Below are 22,599 nucleotides of genomic sequence, written 5' to 3'. Positions count from 1 at the left end.
ACTCAGCGCGCCCGTGCCAGTTCGCGTAACAACTGCAAGGCCTCGGAGGCCAGCGGTTGATACTGATTGAGAATGTCCGCCAGACCGACCCAGACAATGAACAGCCCGAGCACCAGGGTCAGCGGGAAGCCGATCGAGAAGATGTTCAGCTGCGGCGCCGCCCGGGTCATCACGCCAAACGCAATGTTGACCACCAGCAACGCAGTGATCGCCGGCAACACCAGCAACAGTGCCGCACCGAGCACCCAGCCGAGTTTACCGGCCAGCTCCCAGAAATGATGGACCATCAACCCACCACCGACCGGCAGCGTGGTGAAGCTTTCGGTGAGGACTTCGAACACCACCAAGTGGCCGTTCATCGACAGGAACAGCAGGGTCACCAGCATGGTGAAAAACTGCCCGATCACCGCCACTGACACGCCGTTCGTAGGGTCGACCATCGAGGCGAAGCCCATGCCCATCTGGATCGCGACAATTTGCCCGGCGACCACGAAAGCCTGGAAGAACAACTGCAAGGAGAAACCCAACACCGCGCCGATGATGATCTGCTCGGCGATCAGCAGCAGTGCGCTCAGGTCCAGCGCGTTGACTGGCGGCATCGGCGGCAGGCCGGGAGCGATCACGAAGGTGATCGCCAGGGCGAAGTACAAACGGATGCGCGTGGGCACCAGCGTCGTGCCGAAAATCGGCATGACCATCAGCAACGAGCCGATGCGAAACAGCGGCAACATGAACGTCGCCACCCAGGTGCTGATCTGGGTATCGGTCAACTGCAGCAGCGACATGATTCAGCCGATGACCTGAGGAATGCTGTGGTACAGCTGGAGGATATATTCCATGAAAGTCTGCACCAGCCACGGGCCGGCAACGATCAGGGTCACCAGCATCACCAGCAGGCGCGGCAGGAAGCTCAGGGTCTGTTCGTTGATCTGGGTAGCCGCCTGGAACATTGCCACCAACAACCCCACCAGCAAGCTTGGGATCACCAGTACGGCGACCATCACAGTGGTCAGCCATAGCGCTTCGCGAAAGATGTCTACGGCAACTTCCGGCGTCATGGTGAAACACCGCCGAAGCTGCTCGCCAAGGTGCCAATGATCAACGCCCAGCCATCCACCAGCACGAACAGCATGATCTTGAACGGCAGGGAAATGATCAGTGGCGAGAGCATCATCATACCCATCGCCATCAGCACGCTGGCCACGACCAGATCGATGATCAGGAATGGGATGAAAATCATGAAGCCGATCTGGAACGCGGTTTTAAGCTCCGAGGTCACGAACGCCGGCACCAGAATCGTCAGCGGCGCCTGATCGGGCGAAGCAATGTCGGTGCGCTTGGACAAGCGCATGAACAGCTCCAGATCGCTGCTGCGAGTCTGCGCCAGCATGAAGTCCTTGATCGGCACCTGCGCCTTGGTCACGGCATCCTGCGCGGTGAGTTTCTCCGCCAGGTACGGCTGCAAGGCATCCTGATTCACCCGATCGAACACCGGCGCCATGATGAACATGGTCAGGAACAGCGCCATGCCGGTAAGGATCTGGTTCGACGGTGTCTGCTGCAAGCCCAGGGCCTGACGCAGGATCGAAAAAACGATGATGATCCGGGTGAAACTGGTCATCAGCATGACGAACGCCGGGATGAAACTCAGCGCGGTCATGATCAGCAGGATTTGCAGGCTGACCGAGTATTCCTGAGCGCCTTCGGCGTTGGTGCCCAAGGTGATCGCCGGGATCGACAACGGATCGGCGGCGAACGCCAGCGGCGCGACCAGCATCAGGGCCAGCGTCAAGACGATGCGTAGCGCACCCATTACTTCTTATCCTTCTGATCCTTGCCGAGCATCTTCAACAGATGCTGAGCAAACTCCGGGGTCGCTTTCTCGGTAGTGGCGGGCACCGGCACCGGCTCCTTGAGCACATGCAGCGCGGTGATGGTACCGGGGCTGAGACCGAGCAGGATCTGCTCGCTGCCGACCTGCACCAGCATCAAACGATCACGAGGACCCAAGGCGCGCGAACCGATCAGCTCGATCACCTGCCCCTTGCCCGCCGGCCCGGCCTGCTGGACCCGGCGCAGCAACCAGGCGAGGAAGAAGATCAACCCCAGCACCAGCAGCAAGCCGAATACCAATTGCGTCAACTGCCCCGCCACACCGCCGCTGACGGCCGGCACGGCGGCCGCTGTCGCAGCCGGTTCGGCCGCCAGTACGCTGAACGACAAGGCCAGCGCTAACCCAAGCGCTAGCCCAAGCACTCTTCCCAGAACCCTTTTCACTCAGCGCAGCTTCTTGATGCGTTCGCTTGGGCTGATCACGTCGGTCAGGCGGATGCCGAACTTTTCGTTGACCACCACCACTTCACCGTGGGCGATGAGCGTGCCGTTGACCAGCACGTCCAGCGGCTCGCCGGCCAGACGATCGAGCTCGATCACCGAACCCTGGTTGAGTTGCAGCAAGTTGCGGATGTTGATGTCGGTGCTGCCGACTTCCATGGAAATCGACACCGGAATGTCGAGGATCACGTCCAGATTCGGACCATCCAGCGTCACCGGATCGTTGTTCCTCGGCACGCTGCCGAACTCTTCCATCGGCAGACGGTTGGACGGCGAACCGGCGGCGTCGGCGGCCAGCAAGGCATCGATATCGTCCTGCCCGGCATCACCGGTTTCTTGCAGGGCTGCAGCCCATTCATCGGCCAGCGCCTGGTCGTCCTGGGCATTCATATCGTCATTCATCATTTGTCCTCGGCGGGCACCTGCTCAATCAAGAGCAGTCAATTAAAAGGGAGGGGAGCGCCGGTCAGCGGCGCTCGATCGGCTCGATCACCTGCAACGCGAGGTTGCCTTTGTGCGAACCCATCTTGACCTTGAAGGCCGGCACGCCGTTGGCGCGCATGATCATGTCTTCCGGCATTTCCACCGGGATAATGTCCCCCGGTTGCATGTGCAGGATGTCGCGCAGCTTCAACTGGCGGCGGGCAACCGTGGCACCGATCGGCACATCGACATCCAGAACGTCCTGACGCAGGGCGTTGACCCAGCGCTCGTCCTGGTCATCGAGGTCGGACTGAAAGCCGGCGTCGAGCATTTCGCGCACCGGCTCGATCATCGAGTACGGCATGGTCACGTGCAGGTCGCCGCCACCGCCATCGAGTTCGATGTGAAACGTCGACACCACAATGGCTTCGCTCGGGCCTACGATGTTGGCCATGGCCGGGTTCACTTCCGAGTTGATGTACTCGAAGTTCACTTCCATGATTGCCTGCCACGCTTCTTTCAAATCGACGAAGGCCTGCTCCAGCACCATGCGCACCACACGCAGTTCGGTCGGGGTGAATTCACGCCCTTCGATTTTCGCGTGACGGCCGTCGCCGCCGAAGAAGTTGTCCACCAGTTTGAACACCAGTTTGGCGTCGAGGATGAATAGCGCAGTGCCGCGCAATGGTTTGATCTTGACCAGGTTGAGGCTGGTCGGCACGTACAGCGAGTGCACGTATTCGCCGAACTTCATCACCTGCACGCCACCGACGGCAACGTCCGCCGAGCGGCGCAGCATGTTGAACATGCTGATGCGGGTGTAGCGGGCGAAACGCTCGTTGATCATTTCCAGGGTCGGCATGCGTCCACGGACGATGCGATCCTGGCTGGTCAGGTCATAGCTTTTGACGCTGCCGGGTTCGGCGGCGGTATCGGTCTGTACCAGACCATCGTCGACGCCATGCAACAGCGCATCGATCTCATCCTGGGACAGCAGGTCCTGCACGGCCATGTCGTGTTCCTACTGCAGTACGAAATTAGTGAAAAGCAACTGTTCGATCACCACTTTGCCAAGCTCTTTCTGAGCCACTTCCTGGACGCTGGCCGTGGCCTTCTGACGCAACATTTCCTGGCCGACCGGGGTCGCCAGCGTGGCGAAATCCTGACCGGAAAACAGCATGACCAGGTTATTGCGGATCACCGGCATGTGGACTTTGAGTGCTTCCAGATCGGCCTGATTGCGACCCTGCATAGTGATGCTCACCTGCATGTAGCGCTGACGGCCGTTCTGGGTGTAGTTGGCGACGAAGGCCGGCGCCATGGCCTCGAAGATTGCCGGCTGCTTGCCGACCACAGCGGTTTCAGCCGCAGCGGCAGGCTTGCTCTGGGCGCCGTGCATGAAGAACCAGGTCGCCCCCACGGACAAGCCAATCGCCAGCAGCAGGGCCACGACAATCACAATGATCAGCTTGATTTTGCCTTTGGTTGCGGGGTCTTTTACTACTGCTTCGTTCTTCGCCATGCCAATAATCCGTCACTATTCGGGTTTTCACAGTCGCACGGCAAGGCAAGAGCAAGTGTTATGCCATGTAGGAGCTGGCTTGCCAGCGAAGGCGGTGTGTCAGTCGATAGGTGTATTGGTTGATACACCGTTTTCGCTGGCAAGCCAGCTCCTACAGGGGGTTCTGCGTTTGATCAGGCGTAATAGTCGACGGCGCTGCTGCCGACCACGCTGGTGTTCGCGGTTATTTCAGCGACTGTCGCTGGAAGCTCTTCATCGACAGAATCGAGGCGACCACCACTGGCGTTGCTACGTCCACCCTGCCCCTGTTGAGCCTGTTCCTGACCCTGCCAGCCACGGGACTGATCGGAAACGTTGACATCAACCTGACCCATGCCCTGCTGCGCGAACATGTCACGCAGGCGATGCATTTGCCCGTCGAGCGCTTCGCGAACGCTTGGGTGGGCGCTCATGAAGGTCACCTGGGTTTGTTGATCCGGAACCATGTTCACCCGAATATCGAGGCGCCCCAGCTCGGCCGGTTGCAACTGGATATCCGCCGCTTTGAGGTTGGCGCTGGACAGATACATGACCCGGTTGACCACCTCTTCAGTCCAACCGCTCTGATGCATGGCGATTGGCTGATTCACCGGCAATGCATTGGCAGTCTTCGGCGTTGCCGCCTGTGTCAGTGCCGCCAGACGGTTGGCGAAATCATCGACACGGGTATCGCTGCTGGCGGATTTGAGATCCTTGAGGCCGTCATCGATCAGGCCACTGAACGCCTTTTCGCCGCCCTGACGGGTGCTGTCCTGATCGGCTTGCACATCAAGCATGGTCGCCATGCCCGCGGCAAAGTTTTGTGCTGAAGTTGGCTCGCCATCGACTTGAGCCACGGTCGGTGCAGCTTTTGGCTGGGCCTGGCTTGCAACCGAAACGTGCCCGCCCTGTTCCATGGCCATGCGCACGGCTGGCAGCGCATCGAGAGGATCGGCTTCGGGATCGAAATCCGGGTCGATGGTCGCAACAGTCTGTGCCGCAGATGCGGTAACGACGGCGGCGACAGGCGCCTCAACGTGTGGTTGCACAGTGGCCACAACTGTTGGGGTTTCCGGCACCGGGGCTGGCACCACCGGCTGCACCACCAACGCAGGATCGAGAGTCGGGTCGACAGGTGCGGTATCGGCCACCGGCGTCGACGTCTCAGCCGTATCCGGCGAGTCATCGCTGGCCGTCTTGTCGTCAACCTGCGCCGGTTTATCGGCGGGCAAGGATTTGCCGCTATCGGCAACCGTCGGTTCCGGGGCGGCAGACTTGTCGTTGCTCACGTCTTTTTTGCCGACACTGTCCGGCGCTTTGTCGCGAGCAGGTTTAACCGATCCGTCCACCACCGCCGAGGGCTTGTTCCGGGCTTGATTGGCGTAGACCTGAGCGAAGCTGGAGGCTTTGTCCCCGGGCTCATCCGTCAGCGCCGGTGCATTGGCGGCCGCGGCTTGAGTCCTGGCCGTAGCGGAGGCCTGAAGAAGAATATTGGGGGTAACGGGCATAAAACGGTCTCCGCTGCACTGGGATCGTAGGTACAGTTGAGCAAGTTGATTGCAAGGGTCGAGCCAGCTTTATTCGCTGGCCGCTAAAAGCGTCGGATGGTTGCTTTATTCAGCAAGGGAGCGCTGGCGTTCCGCTTCGTAGAGTGGTCGGACAATGGCGAATTCGCCGTCGATTTCTCCGACCAGCGCCTCAATACCTTCAAGGCTTTTCTGCTTGGCTCGCTGCTCCAGCTCATGGCACAACTCGGCCAGCCGGGTAGCGCCCATATTGCTGCAACTGCCTTTGAAGCTGTGCGCAGCCGCGCCCAACTGATCGGCATTATCAGCCTTTTGCAGCAGGCTCAAACGCTCTTCGGAATCGGCGAGAAAGGTATCGAGCAATTCTGGATACCCGTCTTCCATAACTTCCTGCAACGCGCTCAGCACGTCGCGATCCAGATGTGTGTCAGCCACTTGTTCACTCCTTGATCAAGAAAATGCCTGGGATTCGGCCAGAGCCTCCCAGAAGAACTCCACGCGAGCACTGCGACCATTATCGGACCAGCTCGCATGATCGCTCAACTGGCGGATCAAGCTGACGCCACGTCCCGACAGACGGACATCATCATCGACAGGACGCTCCATCACCCGCGCCACATCGAAACCCTTGCCACTGTCTTCGACCCGGACCGTCAGGCAACCGCCCGCGCCTTTTGGCGTCACTTGAAAATGCACCCGCACATAGCCCTCTCGCAATTCTTCCAGGCGTGCATTGCGCTGCTGATAATAACGCGCAAAACCCGAAGCATCGCGTTTGAGACTCGAATCCAGGCCCAGCACGCCATGCTCCAGGGCGTTGGAATAAAGCTCTGCCAGCACACTGTAGAGTGCGCCACTCTGAGTCCGCAGGCCATGCACCTCAAGCAGCAATTGCAACAGGTACGGCAGCGGATTGAAGCGTTTGAGAGTGGCGGCGCGAAACTCGAAACTCACCGACCAGTCCAGCGGGCTGGACTGGCCGCTGTCGGAGTACACCGGCGCTGGCGGACTCAGTTGCGCAGCCTCCAGCAGGCTGACCTCGACCATGCTCACGTCATCGCGGGCTTCGCCGCGAAAGTCCCGCAAGGCCTGTTCGATTTCTTCGAACAGCACATCAGGCTGACGATTGGCTGCAAAAACCTGCTGCAATCGCTCCACGCCAAACAACTGCTCATTGGCATCGCAGGTATCGATCACCCCGTCGGACAACAAAAACACCCGATCCCCAACAGCCATCGGGAACACTTCGGTGCAATCATTGAAGGTTTGCGGGCTCAGCACGCCCAGCGGCAAGTGCCGTGCCGTCAGTACTGTACGTTCGCCGCTAGCCATGCTGTGCAGGTAACCGTCCGGCATTCCGCCGTTCCAGACCTCCACCGATCCTCGCTGAAAGCTCAGGCACAGCAGGGTCGCACAGCAGAACATGTCCACCGGCAGGATACGTTTGAGCTTGGCGTTCATCTCGCGCAGGGTTTCGGACAAGCCGTAGCCCTTGGCCGTCATGCCGTAGAAGACTTCGGCCAAAGGCATGGCACCCACAGCTGCCGGCAAACCATGGCCAGTGAAATCGCCAAGCAACACATTCATGTCGCCGGCCGGGGTGAACGCAGCCAGCAATAGATCGCCATTGAACAGCGCATAGGGCGATTGCAGATAACGGATGTTCGGTGCATTCAGGCAACCGGAATGGGCGACCTTATCGAACACGGCTTTGGCCACCCGTTGTTCGTTGAGCAGGTAGTCGTGGTGCCTGGCGATCAGATCGCGCTGCTCCAGCACCGTGGCCTGCAAACGCCGCAAGCGGTCCATGGCCTTGATCTTGGCGGCGAGGATCACCTGGTTGTAAGGCTTTGCCAGAAAATCATCACCCCCGGCCTCCAGACAACGGGCCAGGGCTTCGCTTTCGGTCAGCGACGTCAAAAAGATGATCGGCACCAAGGTTTCGCCGGCCAGCGCCTTGATCTGCTGCGCAGCCTCGAAACCGTCCATCACCGGCATCATGGCGTCCATCAGCACCAGGTGCGGTCGCTGCGAACGGAACACTTCGACCGCCTCGGCGCCGTTGCCTGCCGTCAGCACTTCATGGCCCTGGCGACGGACGATAGTCGACAGCAGCAGGCGATCGGCCGCGCTGTCTTCGGCGATCAGGATTGTCAGCGGCTCAAGCGGCTGCATGACGCTCAACTGATGTCGAACAACTTGTCGAAGTTGGAAATGGCGAGGATTTTCTTCACGTCGGTGCTGCTGTTGACGACGCGAATATCGGAATTGTCGCCACCGGCGTGATCACGCAGCAGAAGCAGCATGCCCAGCGCCGAGCTATCGAGATAAGTGGCTTTCTTCAGATCCACCACAATGGACTCGGGCTTATTGTTGAGTCGCTCGTAGGACTCGCGAAACTCCTGATGCCGACCGAAATCGAATCGTCCTTCGATCGAAATCGTCAGCTTTTTCCCATCCTGAGATACTTCTGTAACGACTGACATTTCACGGCTTCCTTGTCATTGGCGAACGTACGTGTAGAAGGTTTAGCACCTGATGGGGGCTGGAGCAAGGCTGAAAAAATTTGTACGGTTTGTGAAATCGCCTTCGCGGGCAAGCCTCGCCCCTACAAAAGCCCGCAATCTGTAGGAGCGAGCGGTGCGGCGATCCGACTTGCCCGCGAAGAACGATAACGCGAGCTACCTGACTCAATACGGATCCTGACGCTGCAACCGCTGGGACAGTTCATCCAGCAGCTTCTGCTCGCGCTTGTCCTCCAATTGCTGCGCCTCATCCTTGTAGCGCTGAACCAGTTTGCGCAAACCTTCGACCCGGGCAAACGCCTGCTGCCAGGCTTCCCGGGACTTGTTCAGATTGTTTTGGTGCCAGTTCAGGCTCTGACGCTGCTGGTCGATGGCCGTGCCCAGTTGCGCGAGAAAGCCCTGATAACCCAGCAGCCACTGACCCGAAACGCCACTGCTGCCGCGCACGATCCATTGCTCTTGATAATCGAGACGAAAGGCTTCGAGGTCGGCGAGTTTGCTTTCCGCCAGACGAACCTGACCCTGGAAATGCCCCAGGCGCTGGACGGCGGTTTTCTCGGCCTTTTCAGCCATTTCCACCACAGGCGCCAGACGTGCTGCGCGGCTCGAGGCCATGACCGGTTAACCGCCCGGCGCTGGCGCGAAGATCGAAGCGAGATGACCTTCGCTGGCGCCCATGTTGATGTTGTCGTTCAGGCCCTGGCGCAGGTACATGGTCATGGCCGGTTGCAGATGGATCGCAGTGTCGGTTTCCCGGTCACCGCCGGGCACATAAGCGCCGACGCTGATCAGGTCGCGGCTCTGCTGATAGCGCGACCAGTATTGCTTGAACATCTGCGCGTGGTTCATGTGCTTGATGCCAACCACCGACGGCATCACCCGACTGATGGACGCTTCGATATCGATGGCCGGGTAATGCCCTTCCTCGGCCAGACGCCGGGATAGCACGATGTGCCCGTCGAGCACGCCCCGCGCCGAGTCGGCGATCGGGTCTTGCTGATCGTCACCTTCGGACAATACCGTGTAGAACGCGGTGATCGAACCGCCGCCCTTTTCGGCATTACCGGCCCGCTCCACCAGTTTCGGCAGCTTGGCGAACACCGACGGCGGATAGCCCTTGGTCGCTGGCGGCTCGCCGATAGCCAAGGCGATTTCCCGCTGGGCCTGGGCGAAACGGGTCAGGGAATCCATGAGCAACAGGACATTCTTGCCCTTGTCGCGGAAATACTCGGCAATCCGCGTGCAGTACATGGCCGCGCGCAGACGCATCAGCGGCGCATCATCCGCTGGCGATGCCACCACCACCGAACGCTTGAGCCCTTCTTCACCGAGGATGTGCTCGATGAACTCTTTAACTTCACGACCCCGCTCACCGATCAGCCCGACCACGATAATGTCAGCCTCGGTGAAGCGGGTCATCATGCCCAGCAGCACACTCTTGCCCACGCCAGTACCGGCGAACAGCCCGAGTCGCTGACCGCGACCGACCGTCAACAAACCGTTGATGCAGCGAATACCGACGTCCAGAGGCTGGCTGATCGGGTCACGCTTGAGCGGGTTAATGGTCGGGCCGTCCATCGGCACCCAATCTTCGGCCTTCATGCCACCTTTGCCGTCGAGCGGACGACCGGCGCCATCGAGCACCCGCCCAAGCATGCTCATGCCCATCGGCAGGCGACCGTTATCGGCCAGGGGAACCACACGGGCACCGGGCGCGATGCCAGCGACGCTGCCGACCGGCATCAGAAAAACTTTGCTGCCAGAGAAGCCCATGACTTCGGCTTCGACCTGCACCGGGTGATAGCTGTCGTCGTTGATGACCATGCAGCGGCTGCCCATGGCGGCGCGCAAGCCTTCGGCTTCGAGTGTCAGGCCGACCATGCGCAGAAGGCGACCTTCGAGGATCGGTGCGCCGGCAAGCGTAGTGGCCTCGGCGTAGCTACCTAGGCGCTTGGCGAAGCTGGTGCGATCAAGGCGCATCGGGATCTTCCAGTGCTGGCTCGACCGGGGTAACCGCAGGTTTTTCGTCGTTCGGCAGTTCCAGGCTCAGGTCCGGCGCGGCCGGGTGCAGCGCTTGATCGTGCAACTGATCAAGCAGCTTGGCCATGACTTGGGTAATACGGGTTTCGATGGTGGCGTCGATGCGGCTATGCTCCGTTTCGACCCGGCAACCGCCCGGCAACAAGGACTCGTCCTCGACGATGCGCCAGCTTTCTTCATGGCGCTCGCGCAGGGCTTTGACCTGCTCGAAATCCTGTGGATTGACGTACAGCCGCACATTGCCCACACCCAGCGGCAAGAGCTTGAGCGCTTCACGCATGACGTGTTCGATCTGCGTCGAATCGATCGCCAGTTCGCGCTGAATCACTTGCCGGGTGATGTGCTGCACAAGGTCGACCAGCGACTTTTCGATCTGGGTGTCCTGCTCGGCAATCGGCTCGAACAGGTTGGCCATCAGCTGTTCCAGACCAGCGATCTTGGCCGTCAGGGCCACTTCGGCTTCCTGACGGACCTTGAGCGTGGTGCTGTGGAAACCTTCTTTTTCGCCGACGGCGAAGCCTTCGTTGTAGGCCTCCTGGCGAATGCTTTCGAGCTCTTCGAGGGTCAGTGGCTGGACTTCTTCCAGCGGCACTTCTTCCATCTCCGGCGGCTCGGGCTCAGGTTCTGGCTCGGGCTCCGGGACGAAAGGGTCGAAACTGGGCAGCGCCCAGACGTCGAAACCGGCAACGTGCTTACCGCGAATCAGGTCGGTCTGGGACTCATCATGTTTGGACGACATAGTGACCTTAGATCATCTCTTCGCCGCCCTTCCCGCCGAGAACGATTTCTCCGGCTTCGGCCATACGGCGGGCAATGGTGAGGATTTCTTTCTGCGCCGTTTCCACGTCGCTGACGCGCACCGGGCCTTTGGCCTCGAGGTCGTCGCGCAACAGTTCGGCCGCCCGTTTGGACATGTTCTTGAAGATCTTTTCCTTGACGCCTTCGTCCGAACCTTTGAGGGCCAGCACCAGGACGTCCGAGGACACTTCGCGCAACAGCGCCTGAATGCCGCGGTCGTCGACATCGGACAGGTTGTTGAACACAAACATGAGGTCTTCGATCTGACCGGACAGGTCTTCGTCGACTTCGCGGATCGAGTCCATCAGCTGACCTTCGATCGAGCTGTCGAGGAAGTTCATGATGTCGGCCGCACGCTTGATGCCACCCAGGGTGGTGCGCGAGGCATTCGAGTTGCCGGAGAATTGCTTCTCGAGAATCTGGTTGAGTTCTTTCAGGGCCGCTGGCTGCACGGTGTTCAACGACGACACGCGCAGGATGATGTCCAACCGGACTTTGTGGTCGAAGTTGCCCAGCACTTCACCGGCCTGATCCGGGTCGAGATACGCCACCACGATTGCCTGGATCTGCGGGTGCTCGTAACGAATCACGTCGGCGACGGCGCGCGGCTCCATCCACTTCAGGCTGTCGAGGCCACTGGTATTGCCGCCCAGCAGGATCCGGTCGATCAGGCCGTTGGCCTTGTCTTCGCCCAGGGCCTGGGTCAGCATTTTGCGCACGTAGTCATCGGAACCGACGCCCAGGCTGGTCTGGTCGCCAACGATGTCGACGAACTCGCTCATCACCTGTTCGACCTGCTCGCGGTGCACGTTGCCCATCTGGGCCATGGCCACACCCACACGCTGGACCTCTTTGGGCCCCATGTGGCGCAGCACTTGAGCGGCGTCGGTGGAACCCAGGGACAGCAGCAGAATCGCGGCTTTGTCGACCTTGGTCAGTTTGGCGGTAACGGCTCGGTTATCACTCATCTGCGTTAATCCATTCTTTCACGACCTGGGCCACGCGACCCGGATCTTCTGCCACCAGACTCTTGATTGCGTTCAACTGGGCGTCATAGCCTTCGCTCGGGCTCGGCAGCAGGATGCTGGTCGGGCCACCGAGGCTGACGCGGTCGTTAGCCAGTTCGCCATCCAGGCCGCCCATGCCACCGAGTTCCATGTCGCTGCCCAGGCCTGCGAGCTGCTTGTCTTTGCCGCCACCGGTGATGTTGTTGAGCACCGGACGCAGCACGCCGAACACCAGCACCAGGATGAACAACACACCCAGCACTTGCTTGACGATGTCCCAGAACCACGGCTGGGAGTAGAACGGAATCTCGGCGATCACTTCACCGCGTTCAGCGGAGAACGGCATGTTGATCACGCTGACGCTGTCGCCACGGCTGGCGTCGAAACCGACCGCGTCCTGTACCAGACGGGTGAAACGCGCCAATTCATCGGCGCTCCACGGCGCGCGAGTCGTTTCGCCGTTGGCCGCATTGACCTTGACCTGATCATCCACCACCACCGACACCGACAGGCGATTCAAACGACCCTGCTGTTGTTTGGTGTGGCTGATGGAACGGTCGAGTTCGAAGTTCTTGGTAGATTGTTGACGCTTGTCTGCCGGGTACGGCGCCAGCATCGGCTGGCCGGTGGCCGGGTCCATGATTTGCTGACCGTTGGCATCGAGCAATGGCTGGCCTGGCTGCACCATGCCGGCCGACGCGGTGGCGCCACCGGTGGTTTGCGGCGCCGAGGCTGGCGATGGCGGCTGGTTGCTCAGGGCACCCGGCACACCTTGCGGGCCATTGCTGGCGGTACGTTGCTCGTTGACCGACTGCTCACTGCGCAACGCTGGCTGGTCCGGGTTGAACTGCTCGGAAGTCGACTCGACGGCACTGAAATCCACGTCCGCCGAGACTTCGGCTTTATAGCGATCATTGCCCAGCACCGGTTGCAGGATGTTGTGCACGCGCTGGGTCAGCATGCTTTCCATGCGGCGGCTGTAATCGAATTGCTTGCCGGCCATGGTCAGTTCGGAGTTTTCCGCCTGATCCGACAGCAGGTTGCCCTTCTGGTCGACCACGGTGATCTGCGATTTGCTCAGCTCGGGAACACTGGTCGCGACCAGATTGATGATGGCGACGACTTGGCCCGGCTCCAGCGAGCGACCGGAATAGAGTTCAACCAGAACCGAAGCGCTTGGCTTGCGTTCGTCACGCACGAACACCGAGCTTTTCGGGATCGCCAGATGCACACGGGCACCCTTGACGTTGTTCAGGCTGGAAATGGTCCGGGCCAGTTCGCCTTCGAGACCGCGACGATAACGGGTCGCTTCCATGAACTGGCTGGTGCCCAGCCCCTGCTCTTTGTCGAGAATCTCGAAACCGATGTTGCCGTCGCTGGGAGTGACACCAGCGGCCGCGAGCTTGAGCCGCGCACGGGACAGATCATCGGCCTTGACCAGCAAGGCACCGGAGTTCGGTTCAACGGTATAGGGAATGTCGGCTGCGGCCAGGGTTTCCATGACCTGCTTGGCGTCCATACCGGCAAGGCTGCCGTACAGAGGCCGGTAGTCCGGCTGCTGGGACCACAACACCACGGCAAAACCAATCGCCACGCTCGCAGCCAGGCCGACCAACAGGCCCACCTGACGCAACATGGTCATCTCGGAGAGGTTTTCCAGGAAGGACAACCCGAACAGCGGCGGTTTGCCGTCTATTGGAGTGGCCTTGGCCGGAACATTATCGGCGATTGCTTCTGCCATGACTCAATCTCGTCCTTAAACCGGCATCTGCATGATGTCTTGGTATGCCTGAACCAGCTTGTTACGCACTTGGGTCAACGCCTGAAAAGACACGCTGGCCTTCTGTGAGGAAATCATCACGTCCGTCAGGTCGACGCCGCTTTTACCGATCTCGAAGGCACTGGCCAACTGATTGGACGCCTGCTGGGTGTCGTTCACTTTATTGACGGCTTGACCGAGCATGTCGGAAAAGCTGCTGCCACCCAACTCAGGGACTGCGGCCGTCGATTTCGGCGCAGACATGGCATCCATTTGCATGGAGCGCATGTCCAGCATCAACCGATTGAATTCAATACCTTGGCTCATGGTTTCTCTCTTTGACGAAGCTACGTCTTTGGCTACCCGCAATTTTTTGACACTCACTCGGCGGGCAGTGAGGTGTTAGCAACAAGGGTGCCAGCTCCGTGACCATCTCAAACAAAAGCCCGTCCCGGGATTCGCTTCAACAGCCCCCCCCCGTAGGAGCTGGCTTGCCAGCGAATCGATGGTGGCCGTGATGCCGCCTTCGCTGGCAAGCCAGCTCCTACAAAGGGTCACGTGACGGTCTGATCAATCAGGTGGCGAACAAGTACGCTTCCACATCCATTCCGGCGTCGCGCATCTGCGCCAGCTTGTAGCGCAAGGTGCGCGGGCTGATGCCCAGTCGCTCGGCGGCTTCTTTGCGACGGCCGCGCTCGGAGCGCAAGGTGTCGATGATCATCTGGAATTCACGGCGCCGCAGGTCATCGCCGAGGGCGCCTGCCGATTCGGCTTCGACTTCCACTGCACGCGCGGGCATCACTGCCAAAGTCGGCAACGGCGCACACGCCACAGGCCCGGCCAGGCAGAAATCCTGCGGCTGGATCAAACCGCCCTGCTGCAGAATCAAGGCACGCTGGATCGCGTTATCCAGTTCACGCACGTTGCCCGGCCACGGATAACCGATCAGGCATGCCTGCGCCTCAGACGACAGTCGCGCCGCGGCATGCTTCATTTTATTGACGTGCTTGGCCAGCAGGCGCTCGGCCAGCGGCAGGATATCGGCGGTGCGTTCGCGCAATGGACGCCAGGCCAGCGGGAACACCGACAGGCGATAATAAAGGTCTTCACGAAAACGCCCCGCCGCCACTTCACCGGCCAGGTCACGGTTGGTGGTGGCAACCACTCGGATGTCCAGCGTGATCGGCTTGCGTGCGCCGACTCGCTCGACTTCGCGCTCCTGCAAAACCCGCAGTAACTTGGCCTGAAGGCCTAGGGGCATTTCGGAGATTTCATCGAGCAGGATCGTCCCGCCATCGGACTGCTCGAACTTGCCGGCCTGCGCCGCGATGGCGCCGGTGAACGAACCTTTTTCGTGACCGAACAAAGTGGCTTCGAGCATGTTGTCCGGGATCGCTGCGCAGTTGATCGCAACGAACGGCTGACTGGCGCGATGGGAGTGCTGATGGATGTAACGCGCCAGCACTTCCTTGCCGGTCCCCGACTCACCGGAAATCAATACCGTGGAGTCACTGCGCGCCACTCGTGCGGCCAATTCCAGCAATTGCGCACTGGCCGGCTCGAACGCCACAGGCCCCTCATTCTCGGTCGCGCCAAGATTACCCAGTGCATGACGCGCCACCAGATCAAGCAGCGCTTTGGGCTCGAATGGCTTGACCAGATAATCCGCTGCACCTTGACGCATGGCATCGACCGCTCGCTCGACAGCACCATGAGCAGTCATCAGCAGCACTGGCAGCTGCGGCTGACGAGCCCGCAGCAATCCCAGCAACCGATGACCGTCCATGCCCGGCATATTGACGTCACTGAGCACCAGGTTAAACGCCTCGGCGCCGACAGCCTCTAGCGCCTCCTCCGCCGAACCGACCGCGGTGTAATCGTGCCCGGCAAGCAACAGCGTATCGGCCAGTGCCTCCCGTAGCGCGCGATCATCCTCGACCAATAAAATCTTGATGGCCATGTCCTTCACTTCACTCCCGGAGCGCTGGGTTGCTCACCGGAAAAGAGCGGCAAGATCACCTGCGCGCAAGTGCCGCGACCCGGCCGCGAGCGCAACTGCAATTCTCCCTGATGAGCACGGGCCACGGCCTTGACCACGGTCAGGCCCAGGCCGGTGCCGGTGGTTTTCGTGGTGAAAAATGGCTCGCCCAAACGCGCCAGTACTTTCGTGTCGATGCCACTGCCGCTGTCGCTGACGCACAAGCGCAGGTTGTTGCCGCGGGTATACAGGTGAACCTTCAAACGGACATTGCCGGCACTTGCCTGAATGGCGTTCTCGATCAGATTGAGGATCGCCCCGACCAGCGTGTCGCGATTGCACAGCAACTCACCGGCATGACTGTCGCACTGCCAGCGAATCGGCAGATCCTGAACGTGGGTCAGCGCTGCCGCTTGCAGCGACTGCATCAGCATCTTGGGGGTGACGCGGTCAGTCAGCGGAAGCTCGCCGCGAGCGAACACCAGCATGTCGCGAACCTGGTGTTCCAGCTCATGCAAACGCTCCTTCAGGCGACCTGCAAAACGCTGTTGCGTGGCGACCGGCAACTCCTGCTCAGTTAAATGACTGGCGTAGAGCAACGCTGCGGACAACGGCGTACGAATCTGATGAGCCAATGAAGCGACCATACGGCCGAGAGACGACAGGCGCTCATGACGAGCCAGTTGATCTTGCAGATGACGGGTTTCAGTCAGGTCGTTGAGCAACACTAACTGACCGGGTTCGGCATCCAATGAGCGCGTGGCGATCGATAGACGCCGACCGTCCTTGAGAGAGATTTCATGACCGTCGTCTTCACGCGGGGCAAAGCATCGAGCAATCACATGACGCCACAACTCACCTTCGAGGGGCAGACCAAGCAGTTCGCTCGCGGCGGGATTCGCTTCGCGCACGATGCCTTGGGCGTCGATGACGATGACGCCGCCGGGCAATAGATCGAGGAGATTTTGCAGACGGTTGGCCAGGCGTTCTTTTTCCGCCAACTCCTGCATGCGCTGAGCACTGACCACCGCCAGCTCGCCCTTGAGCTCGGTAACCCGGGCTTCAAGCATGCTGTAGGAATCGGTCAATTGGCTCGACATCTGGTTGAACAGCGCAAATGCCTGCTCAAGGCCAAGCCGGCTCGCCTGCTCTACGGACGACGGTTGCCCCGAAGCATCAGGGACAGGAGACATCTGGGCGGCTGGGGGCATCGTGCTCTCTCGCGTGGCTGACCGTCAGTTAAACGGAACGTTGCGAGGGATGTAGCAATACCCGTGCCTAAAAAAAACCGCCTATAAATGAAGGACTTGGAAAACAGGCGTCAATCATCCGCCTGTTCATCACCCTCGCGACGACTCATGCCGTACTTGCGCATCTTCTCCACCAATGTGGTACGACGAATACGCAGCCGTTCGGCCGCCCGCGCCACGATGCCATTGGCATCATCCAGCGCCTGCTGAATCAGACCTTGTTCCAGACCACCGAGGTAGTCCTTCAGGTCCAGGCCTTCCGGCGGCAGCAGGGCATTGGCGGTGAAGTCCGGGGTATGACCGTTGATGGCCACCCGCTCTTCAAGATCGTTGCGCAGGCTGTCGACCAGTTGCTCGTCTTCGTCATCGACATAGCGGAATTTCTTCGGCAACTCGACCACGCCGATCACCCCGTACGGATGCATGATCGCCATACGCTCGACCAGGTTGGCGAGCTCGCGAACGTTGCCCGGCCAGCCGTGACGACATAGCGACATGATCGCCGCCGAGTTGAAACGGATCGAACCGCGCTTCTCGTGCTCCATGCGCGAGATCAACTCGTTCATCAGCAGCGGGATATCTTCGACGCGTTCGCGCAATGGCGCCATCTCGATCGGGAACACGTTCAAGCGATAGTAGAGGTCTTCGCGGAAGGTGCCGATCTCGATCATGCTTTCGAGATTCTTGTGGGTCGCTGCAATGATCCGCACATCGACGCTTTGGGTCTTGTTGCTGCCCACGCGCTCGAAGGTGCGCTCCTGCAACACACGCAGCAGCTTGACCTGCATCGGCAACGGCATATCGCCGATTTCGTCGAGGAACAAGGTACCGCCGTTGGCCAGCTCGAATCGCCCGGCACGGCTAGTGATCGCGCCGGTGAAGGCGCCCTTCTCGTGGCCGAACAATTCGCTTTCCAGCAACTCGGCGGGGATTGCCCCGCAGTTGACCGGAACGAACGGCGCTTCACGGCGTTTGGAGTGGTAGTGCAGGTTACGCGCGACCACTTCCTTGCCGGTCCCCGACTCGCCGAGGATCAGCACGCTGGCATCGGTGTCGGCGACTTGCTGCATCATTTGACGGACGTGTTGAATCGCCCGGCTGGTGCCGACAAGGCTACGGAAAAGATTGGGTTCACGATGACGACCGCGCTCGCGGGCCTGGTCATACATCTCGCGATAGACCTGGGCACGATGCAACGAGTCGAGCAATTTGCTGTAGCTGGGTGGCATTTCGAGAGTCGAAAGCACTCGACGACGCTGGTCTTCCGGCAAGTCAATGGAAGAATTATCGCCCATTAACAAAACTGGAAGGAACTCATCCCAGGTAGAGAGTGTCTTTAACAGGCCCAAAAGTGCACCAGGAGCATTTACCGTCCCGATGAGGACACAGATTACTTCGCGACTTGATGACAAAGAGCCGACAGCCTGCTGCCAGTCATGGCTGCCACAGGGTAAATTTTCTTCGCCGAGAAAATTTAAAATCACCGCCAAATCGCGGCGCCGGACGCTATCGTCATCAATCAGCAGAATTTTGGTTTCACGCCACATGCAATAGCAACTTCCCTAGTCAACTCAATGCCCAAAATGAAGGGCAAGTTAGACGTTTGCAAACACGTCGTGCCTGTAGACGCCTGAAATCTGGAACCAGCCACTAGTTAAGTCAAAAAACCGTGCACAGTCAAATTTATGGCGCACTATGTTTGGATTAACTGAGGGTTATTAACCAAACAGATGGTAAACCTTTGCCGCGTTCTGTGCTTGGTGGATCTGCGTCATCTCGTCGACTATCGCCTGCCGCTCACCCGTCGCCGCCTCCAGAAGCTGTTTATACACCCCCAGCAACTCCTCAAGGTTGTCGCGCAACGCGGCCTCGTCCACCGAAGCTTCACTCAAGACGTCTTCCATGCAGGAACGACAAGCCAGGTCCAATTCCCCAATGGCTTCCCAGTTGCGCTCGGCCAATGCACCGACCAGGGCATCCCGGGTTTGTTCGATTCGCTGCAAGACAAGACTCATGGTGAACTCCTTAAAACTGCGGACCCGGCGCGGCAATAGCATCCCAACCGTCTTTGACGGTGCGAAGCAAATCGGCGACTTCGTCGAGAATCTTTGGATCGGTCCTGACGTTGGCTTCCGCCAGACGCTTCATCATGTAGGTATAGAGATTATCCAGCTCGCCTACGGATTCGGCCTGGTTTTCCAGGTCCAGACCTTCACGCAGACCACCAATGATGCCAATGGCCTTGCCGATCAGAACCCCTTTATTCGGAATATCTTTGCGCTCCATCGCGCCTTTGGCCTGGGCGATACGATCCAGGCCGCCTTCCATCAGCATCTGCACCAGACGATGGGGGCTGGCTTCGGAAGTTTGCGCCTGAGCGCCAATCTTCTGGTATTGGCGAAGGGCTAACATTGGATTCATGTTGTACCTCATCAGAAATCTGTGGTTCGTATAACCAGTGTATCGACGACGCGTCAAAAAACTTTAGATTCAAAAACAAAAAGCCCGGAGCGTGAAAACGCTGCCGGGCTTTTGGCACTCTGGGCTATGGGCTATGAGTTGTTTTGCTGGGCGGTCATGGCCTCGAATATGGACGTGATGTTGCTGGCAGTCGCCTTCAACTGACCCACCAGGTTATCCATGGCGTTGTACTTTTTAGTCAATACTGCGGTCAGCGTCTCGATCCGGCGATCCAGGGCAGCCTGGTCATCCGACAGTTTTTTCGCTGTGAGGCTGAGATTTTTGGTGCGAGTCGTGAGGATAGCCTCAACTGCATTAGCACCGGTCCCGGTACCTTCGGTATAAGGCTTGATCGCATTATCCATGCGCTCAAGCAAACCGTTGTCGCCGGTAAACAGCGTCTGAACCTCACCGCCCAGGTTCTTGTCGTTCATGGCCGTCGTGAACTTCGTGCTATCGAAATTCAAAGTGCCTGTCGTCTGATCAGTGGTGATACCCAACTGAGAGAGCACGGTGAGCTTGTCACCAGCACCGGTTTCGGACAACGGACCCCGTATGGCCGCCAGCACTGAACGTGGCAGGGAGTCGCCGGTCAGCGCTGCCGCCACAGTAAGATTGCCGTCAGAATCAGCCGTAGGCTTGGTCAGAGAGGTGACAGCCTTGGCAACAGCATTGTAGGCATCGACGAATTTCTGGATCGACGCCTTCAGACCATCGTTGTTGGATGCTACGGTCACGGTCGACTTGCCGGTGGTGAGCAAGCTCAAGCTCAGCCCGGAGATCGTACTGTCGAGGGTGTTGGTCTTGCTAGTCATCGCCAAGCCGTCGACAGTGAACACCGCATCCTGGGCCAGACCGCCGATGGCACCCGAAGAGGTGGCGGTCGGCGTGGCGTCCATTGCTACGGACCCATCGATTTCCAGACCGGCAATACCACTGGCAGAGATGTCGGAACCCGCACCCGTGGTGGTGGAACCCAGCACCAGACGCGAGCCGAAACTGTCGGTCACGATGTTGGCGCTCAGGCCGCTGGACTGGTATTGGCTGTTGATCGAGTCACGCACCGATTGCAGCGTGGCACCAGCATCCACAGTGACCGGGTAACTCTTGCCATTTTGGGTGATGGTCAGCGTGCCTGCCGGGATCGCGCTGGTTGTGCCACCGGCAAACGCAGCAGAGGCCACTTTCGAGGAGGTGGCCAGTTTTGTGACGTCGACAACGTAGTTACCGGCGACAGCCGTGTTACTGGATGTGGCGGTCAGAACGCCTGTGGCGGAGGACGTAGCGGCAAACCCAGTGAACTGTGGGCTGGTCGTACTGCCCAAGCCATCCATTGCAGTCTGAAAAGCCGCCAGTACAGATTTCAGGGTGCCGATGCCGGAGATGCCCGCCGTGTTCTTCGTGGTCGCACGGTCGATCTGGCCTTGCTTGGCGGCTTTGTCAGCCTCGACCAAGGCTTTGACGATAGCAGTGGTATCAAGACCAGAACCTAAGCCGGTGCCCGGTAGGATTATACTTGCCATGTGGAACTCCCTTCAGTGTGTCGCCGGCCTTTTGACCACTACAACGCCCAAAAGAACATAACAACAAAATTCGTGCCAGCTGTCAGACTTTAGCGCTGAACAACAGGCTGCTTGCATCAACTAAACTATTCGCCAGCTTGAGGACTTCTTCGTTGGGGATTTGACGAATCACCTCACCGGAGTCACTGGCAATAACCTTGACGACGACTTTGCCTGAAGGCTCATCAATCGAGAACTCCAGGTTACGCTTGACCGACTGAACGAACTTTTCGATTTCCTGAACGGCCATCTTCAGTTTTTCCTGCTCGGTCTTGTCGCTTTTACCTTCTTCCTTGACGGCAACCACTGGCGCAGTTTCCGCTAGAGGCTTTTCCGCAGGCTTATCGGCAACAGTCGTCGCCTGCTTGGCCGCAGGATAAGACAAGTTCAGCTTGACGCTCATATCCATGTCCATCACCTCTTAAAGTAAAAAGCGAGAGAGCGCGACAAGCGCACTCCCCCGCCAAAACTCATCAGCTATTACTGAAGCAATTTCAGTACAGCGGATGGCAGTTGGTTGGCTTGGGCCAGAACTGCGGTGGACGCTTGTTGCAGAGTTTGTTGCTTGGTCAGCTGTGCAGTTTCAGCAGCGAAGTCGGTATCTTGTACGCGACCCAGTGCAGCAGCGGCGTTTTCGTTGATGTTCTGCAAGTTAGAGATGGTGCTGGTCAGACGGTTTTGTGCAGCACCGAGGTCGGCACGAGTGGAGTTGATGGTCGACAGAGCAGCATCGATCGCATCCAAGGCAGCAGCGGTGCTGGCTTCTGCGGTGGTGCCATCGGTACCAGTGATGGCAATAGCGTCACTATCAACGGCCAGTGTTACGGCGTCGGTGCCGGCAGCCAGAGAGATGGTGATCTGGTTGGTCGCGCCAGTGTTGGAACCGACCTGGAAAGTCATGGTGCCAGCAGTGCCGTCGATCAGGTTCTTGCCGTTCAGGTTGGTCGAACTGGCGATACGAGTCAGTTCGTCCGACATCGAAGCGAATTCTTTGTTCAGAGCGACACGGTCAGCAGTACCGTTGGAGTCGTTTCGTGCTTGAACAGCCAGTTCACGCATACGCTGCAGAATGTTGGTCTGTTCCTGCATCGCGCCTTCAGCGGTCTGAGCGATCGAGATACCGTCGTTGGCGTTTTTGATCGCCATGGTCTGACCACGGATCTGCGAAGTCATACGGGTAGCGATCTGCAGGCCGGCGGCGTCGTCTTTGGCGCTGTTGATTTTCAGGCCGGAAGACAGGCGAGTCATCGAAGTCGACAGAGCATCGGAAGCCTTGTTCAGGTTCTTCTGTACGTTCAACGATGTAACGTTAGTGTTTACTGTTAAAGCCATGACGAATTCCTCGTTGGTTGGGTACTGCGGCTTCCGGCCCTGGCAACCGCCGGGTATGGCCTAGA

The 22,599-nt window shown here is 59.2% G+C and carries 25 protein-coding genes; all 25 read right to left on the bottom strand.

The window, feature by feature from the left end:
• Positions 1 to 2: 2 nt before the first annotated feature.
• Positions 3 to 785, bottom strand: coding sequence for a flagellar biosynthetic protein FliR (gene fliR, locus CKW20_RS04070; protein WP_095051766.1), 783 nt, complete (start codon positions 783 to 785; stop codon positions 3 to 5).
• A gap of 3 nt (positions 786 to 788) precedes the next feature.
• Positions 789 to 1,058, bottom strand: a complete 270-nt coding sequence (gene fliQ / locus CKW20_RS04065; RefSeq protein WP_030130551.1) for a flagellar biosynthesis protein FliQ — start codon at positions 1,056 to 1,058, stop codon at positions 789 to 791.
• Positions 1,055 to 1,813, bottom strand: a complete 759-nt coding sequence (fliP, locus tag CKW20_RS04060; protein ID WP_095051765.1) for a flagellar type III secretion system pore protein FliP — start codon at positions 1,811 to 1,813, stop codon at positions 1,055 to 1,057. The genes fliQ and fliP overlap by 4 nt, the downstream gene beginning before the upstream one ends.
• Complete coding sequence (gene fliO, locus CKW20_RS04055; RefSeq protein ID WP_095052255.1) at positions 1,813 to 2,265, bottom strand: flagellar biosynthetic protein FliO; 453 nt, start codon at positions 2,263 to 2,265, stop codon at positions 1,813 to 1,815. The genes fliP and fliO overlap by 1 nt, the downstream gene beginning before the upstream one ends.
• Before the next feature lie 12 nt (positions 2,266 to 2,277).
• Positions 2,278 to 2,736 (bottom strand): flagellar motor switch protein FliN, encoded by a 459-nt coding sequence (gene fliN / locus CKW20_RS04050; RefSeq protein WP_095052254.1) that lies wholly within the window; start codon positions 2,734 to 2,736, stop codon positions 2,278 to 2,280.
• Between the two features lie 64 nt (positions 2,737 to 2,800).
• A complete protein-coding gene (fliM, locus tag CKW20_RS04045) occupies positions 2,801 to 3,769 on the bottom strand; it encodes a flagellar motor switch protein FliM (protein WP_030130547.1) in 969 nt (322 codons plus the stop codon).
• A gap of 9 nt (positions 3,770 to 3,778) precedes the next feature.
• Positions 3,779 to 4,279 (bottom strand): flagellar basal body-associated protein FliL, encoded by a 501-nt coding sequence (gene fliL / locus CKW20_RS04040; protein ID WP_095051764.1) that lies wholly within the window; start codon positions 4,277 to 4,279, stop codon positions 3,779 to 3,781.
• Positions 4,280 to 4,452: 173 nt separating this feature from the next.
• Positions 4,453 to 5,805 (bottom strand): flagellar hook-length control protein FliK, encoded by a 1,353-nt coding sequence (locus CKW20_RS04035; protein ID WP_095051763.1) that lies wholly within the window; start codon positions 5,803 to 5,805, stop codon positions 4,453 to 4,455.
• Positions 5,806 to 5,910: 105 nt separating this feature from the next.
• Positions 5,911 to 6,258: an Hpt domain-containing protein gene (locus CKW20_RS04030; protein WP_095051762.1), complete on the bottom strand. Its 348-nt coding sequence runs from the start codon at positions 6,256 to 6,258 to the stop codon at positions 5,911 to 5,913.
• Between the two features lie 15 nt (positions 6,259 to 6,273).
• Positions 6,274 to 7,998 (bottom strand): fused response regulator/phosphatase, encoded by a 1,725-nt coding sequence (locus CKW20_RS04025; protein WP_095051761.1) that lies wholly within the window; start codon positions 7,996 to 7,998, stop codon positions 6,274 to 6,276.
• Between the two features lie 5 nt (positions 7,999 to 8,003).
• Positions 8,004 to 8,309 (bottom strand): STAS domain-containing protein, encoded by a 306-nt coding sequence (locus CKW20_RS04020; protein WP_095051760.1) that lies wholly within the window; start codon positions 8,307 to 8,309, stop codon positions 8,004 to 8,006.
• Between the two features lie 204 nt (positions 8,310 to 8,513).
• The gene (gene fliJ, locus CKW20_RS04015; protein WP_095051759.1) at positions 8,514 to 8,963 is read right to left on the bottom strand and encodes a flagellar export protein FliJ; all 450 of its coding nucleotides are present in this window, start codon (positions 8,961 to 8,963) and stop codon (positions 8,514 to 8,516) included.
• A 6-nt stretch (positions 8,964 to 8,969) separates the two neighbouring features.
• Positions 8,970 to 10,328 (bottom strand): flagellar protein export ATPase FliI, encoded by a 1,359-nt coding sequence (gene fliI / locus CKW20_RS04010; protein ID WP_095051758.1) that lies wholly within the window; start codon positions 10,326 to 10,328, stop codon positions 8,970 to 8,972.
• Positions 10,318 to 11,127 carry a flagellar assembly protein FliH gene (gene fliH, locus CKW20_RS04005; protein WP_095051757.1) on the bottom strand — a complete coding sequence of 270 codons (810 nt, stop codon included), beginning with the start codon at positions 11,125 to 11,127 and terminating at the stop codon, positions 10,318 to 10,320. The genes fliI and fliH overlap by 11 nt, the downstream gene beginning before the upstream one ends.
• A gap of 7 nt (positions 11,128 to 11,134) precedes the next feature.
• Positions 11,135 to 12,154 carry a flagellar motor switch protein FliG gene (fliG, locus tag CKW20_RS04000; RefSeq protein WP_095051756.1) on the bottom strand — a complete coding sequence of 340 codons (1,020 nt, stop codon included), beginning with the start codon at positions 12,152 to 12,154 and terminating at the stop codon, positions 11,135 to 11,137.
• Positions 12,147 to 13,934, bottom strand: a complete 1,788-nt coding sequence (fliF, locus tag CKW20_RS03995; protein ID WP_095051755.1) for a flagellar basal-body MS-ring/collar protein FliF — start codon at positions 13,932 to 13,934, stop codon at positions 12,147 to 12,149. Before fliF ends, fliG begins: the two co-directional genes overlap by 8 nt.
• Positions 13,935 to 13,949: 15 nt before the next feature.
• The gene (gene fliE / locus CKW20_RS03990; RefSeq protein ID WP_008072611.1) at positions 13,950 to 14,279 is read right to left on the bottom strand and encodes a flagellar hook-basal body complex protein FliE; all 330 of its coding nucleotides are present in this window, start codon (positions 14,277 to 14,279) and stop codon (positions 13,950 to 13,952) included.
• Positions 14,280 to 14,526: 247 nt separating this feature from the next.
• Positions 14,527 to 15,912 (bottom strand): sigma-54 dependent transcriptional regulator, encoded by a 1,386-nt coding sequence (locus CKW20_RS03985; RefSeq protein ID WP_095052253.1) that lies wholly within the window; start codon positions 15,910 to 15,912, stop codon positions 14,527 to 14,529.
• A gap of 5 nt (positions 15,913 to 15,917) precedes the next feature.
• Entirely contained in the window at positions 15,918 to 17,123 is a 1,206-nt protein-coding gene (locus CKW20_RS03980) for a PAS domain-containing sensor histidine kinase (RefSeq protein ID WP_176466870.1), read from the bottom strand.
• Between the two features lie 128 nt (positions 17,124 to 17,251).
• A complete protein-coding gene (locus CKW20_RS03975; RefSeq protein WP_095051753.1) occupies positions 17,252 to 18,727 on the bottom strand; it encodes a sigma-54 dependent transcriptional regulator in 1,476 nt (491 codons plus the stop codon).
• A 171-nt stretch (positions 18,728 to 18,898) separates the two neighbouring features.
• Positions 18,899 to 19,195, bottom strand: coding sequence for a flagellar protein FliT (locus CKW20_RS03970; RefSeq protein ID WP_095051752.1), 297 nt, complete (start codon positions 19,193 to 19,195; stop codon positions 18,899 to 18,901).
• 10 nt (positions 19,196 to 19,205) lie between these two features.
• Positions 19,206 to 19,601, bottom strand: coding sequence for a flagellar export chaperone FliS (gene fliS, locus CKW20_RS03965; RefSeq protein WP_030130533.1), 396 nt, complete (start codon positions 19,599 to 19,601; stop codon positions 19,206 to 19,208).
• 131 nt (positions 19,602 to 19,732) lie between these two features.
• Positions 19,733 to 21,163 (bottom strand): flagellar filament capping protein FliD, encoded by a 1,431-nt coding sequence (fliD, locus tag CKW20_RS03960; protein ID WP_095051751.1) that lies wholly within the window; start codon positions 21,161 to 21,163, stop codon positions 19,733 to 19,735.
• 82 nt (positions 21,164 to 21,245) lie between these two features.
• Entirely contained in the window at positions 21,246 to 21,611 is a 366-nt protein-coding gene (locus tag CKW20_RS03955; protein ID WP_095051750.1) for a flagellar protein FlaG, read from the bottom strand.
• A 71-nt stretch (positions 21,612 to 21,682) separates the two neighbouring features.
• Positions 21,683 to 22,534 (bottom strand): flagellin domain-containing protein, encoded by an 852-nt coding sequence (locus CKW20_RS03950; RefSeq protein ID WP_095051749.1) that lies wholly within the window; start codon positions 22,532 to 22,534, stop codon positions 21,683 to 21,685.
• Positions 22,535 to 22,599 lie beyond the last annotated feature (65 nt).

The sequence above is a fragment of the Pseudomonas sp. Irchel s3b2 genome (genome assembly GCF_900187445.1).
GTDB lineage: Bacteria > Pseudomonadota > Gammaproteobacteria > Pseudomonadales > Pseudomonadaceae > Aquipseudomonas.
The sequence above is the reverse complement of the archived record's forward strand: the minus strand, read 5'-3'. Positions and strand labels throughout refer to the sequence as shown.

Coding starts and splice junctions, on each gene's coding strand:
- fliP (WP_095051765.1), bottom strand. CDS start 1,813: ATGGGTGCGCTACGCATCGTCTTGACGCTGGCCCTGATGCTGGTCGCG.
- fliG (WP_095051756.1), bottom strand. CDS start 12,154: ATGAGTGATAACCGAGCCGTTACCGCCAAACTGACCAAGGTCGACAAA.
- fliM (WP_030130547.1), bottom strand. CDS start 3,769: ATGGCCGTGCAGGACCTGCTGTCCCAGGATGAGATCGATGCGCTGTTG.
- fliQ (WP_030130551.1), bottom strand. CDS start 1,058: ATGACGCCGGAAGTTGCCGTAGACATCTTTCGCGAAGCGCTATGGCTG.
- CKW20_RS03980 (WP_176466870.1), bottom strand. CDS start 17,123: ATGTCTCCTGTCCCTGATGCTTCGGGGCAACCGTCGTCCGTAGAGCAG.
- CKW20_RS03985 (WP_095052253.1), bottom strand. CDS start 15,912: ATGGCCATCAAGATTTTATTGGTCGAGGATGATCGCGCGCTACGGGAG.
- fliJ (WP_095051759.1), bottom strand. CDS start 8,963: ATGGCCTCGAGCCGCGCAGCACGTCTGGCGCCTGTGGTGGAAATGGCT.
- fliS (WP_030130533.1), bottom strand. CDS start 19,601: ATGAATCCAATGTTAGCCCTTCGCCAATACCAGAAGATTGGCGCTCAG.
- fliI (WP_095051758.1), bottom strand. CDS start 10,328: ATGCGCCTTGATCGCACCAGCTTCGCCAAGCGCCTAGGTAGCTACGCC.
- CKW20_RS04035 (WP_095051763.1), bottom strand. CDS start 5,805: ATGCCCGTTACCCCCAATATTCTTCTTCAGGCCTCCGCTACGGCCAGG.
- fliN (WP_095052254.1), bottom strand. CDS start 2,736: ATGAATGACGATATGAATGCCCAGGACGACCAGGCGCTGGCCGATGAA.
- CKW20_RS03950 (WP_095051749.1), bottom strand. CDS start 22,534: ATGGCTTTAACAGTAAACACTAACGTTACATCGTTGAACGTACAGAAG.
- CKW20_RS03970 (WP_095051752.1), bottom strand. CDS start 19,195: ATGAGTCTTGTCTTGCAGCGAATCGAACAAACCCGGGATGCCCTGGTC.
- CKW20_RS04025 (WP_095051761.1), bottom strand. CDS start 7,998: ATGCAGCCGCTTGAGCCGCTGACAATCCTGATCGCCGAAGACAGCGCG.
- CKW20_RS03955 (WP_095051750.1), bottom strand. CDS start 21,611: ATGGATATGAGCGTCAAGCTGAACTTGTCTTATCCTGCGGCCAAGCAG.
- fliR (WP_095051766.1), bottom strand. CDS start 785: ATGTCGCTGCTGCAGTTGACCGATACCCAGATCAGCACCTGGGTGGCG.
- fliH (WP_095051757.1), bottom strand. CDS start 11,127: ATGTCGTCCAAACATGATGAGTCCCAGACCGACCTGATTCGCGGTAAG.
- CKW20_RS03975 (WP_095051753.1), bottom strand. CDS start 18,727: ATGTGGCGTGAAACCAAAATTCTGCTGATTGATGACGATAGCGTCCGG.
- CKW20_RS04020 (WP_095051760.1), bottom strand. CDS start 8,309: ATGTCAGTCGTTACAGAAGTATCTCAGGATGGGAAAAAGCTGACGATT.
- fliF (WP_095051755.1), bottom strand. CDS start 13,934: ATGGCAGAAGCAATCGCCGATAATGTTCCGGCCAAGGCCACTCCAATA.
- fliE (WP_008072611.1), bottom strand. CDS start 14,279: ATGAGCCAAGGTATTGAATTCAATCGGTTGATGCTGGACATGCGCTCC.
- fliL (WP_095051764.1), bottom strand. CDS start 4,279: ATGGCGAAGAACGAAGCAGTAGTAAAAGACCCCGCAACCAAAGGCAAA.
- fliD (WP_095051751.1), bottom strand. CDS start 21,163: ATGGCAAGTATAATCCTACCGGGCACCGGCTTAGGTTCTGGTCTTGAT.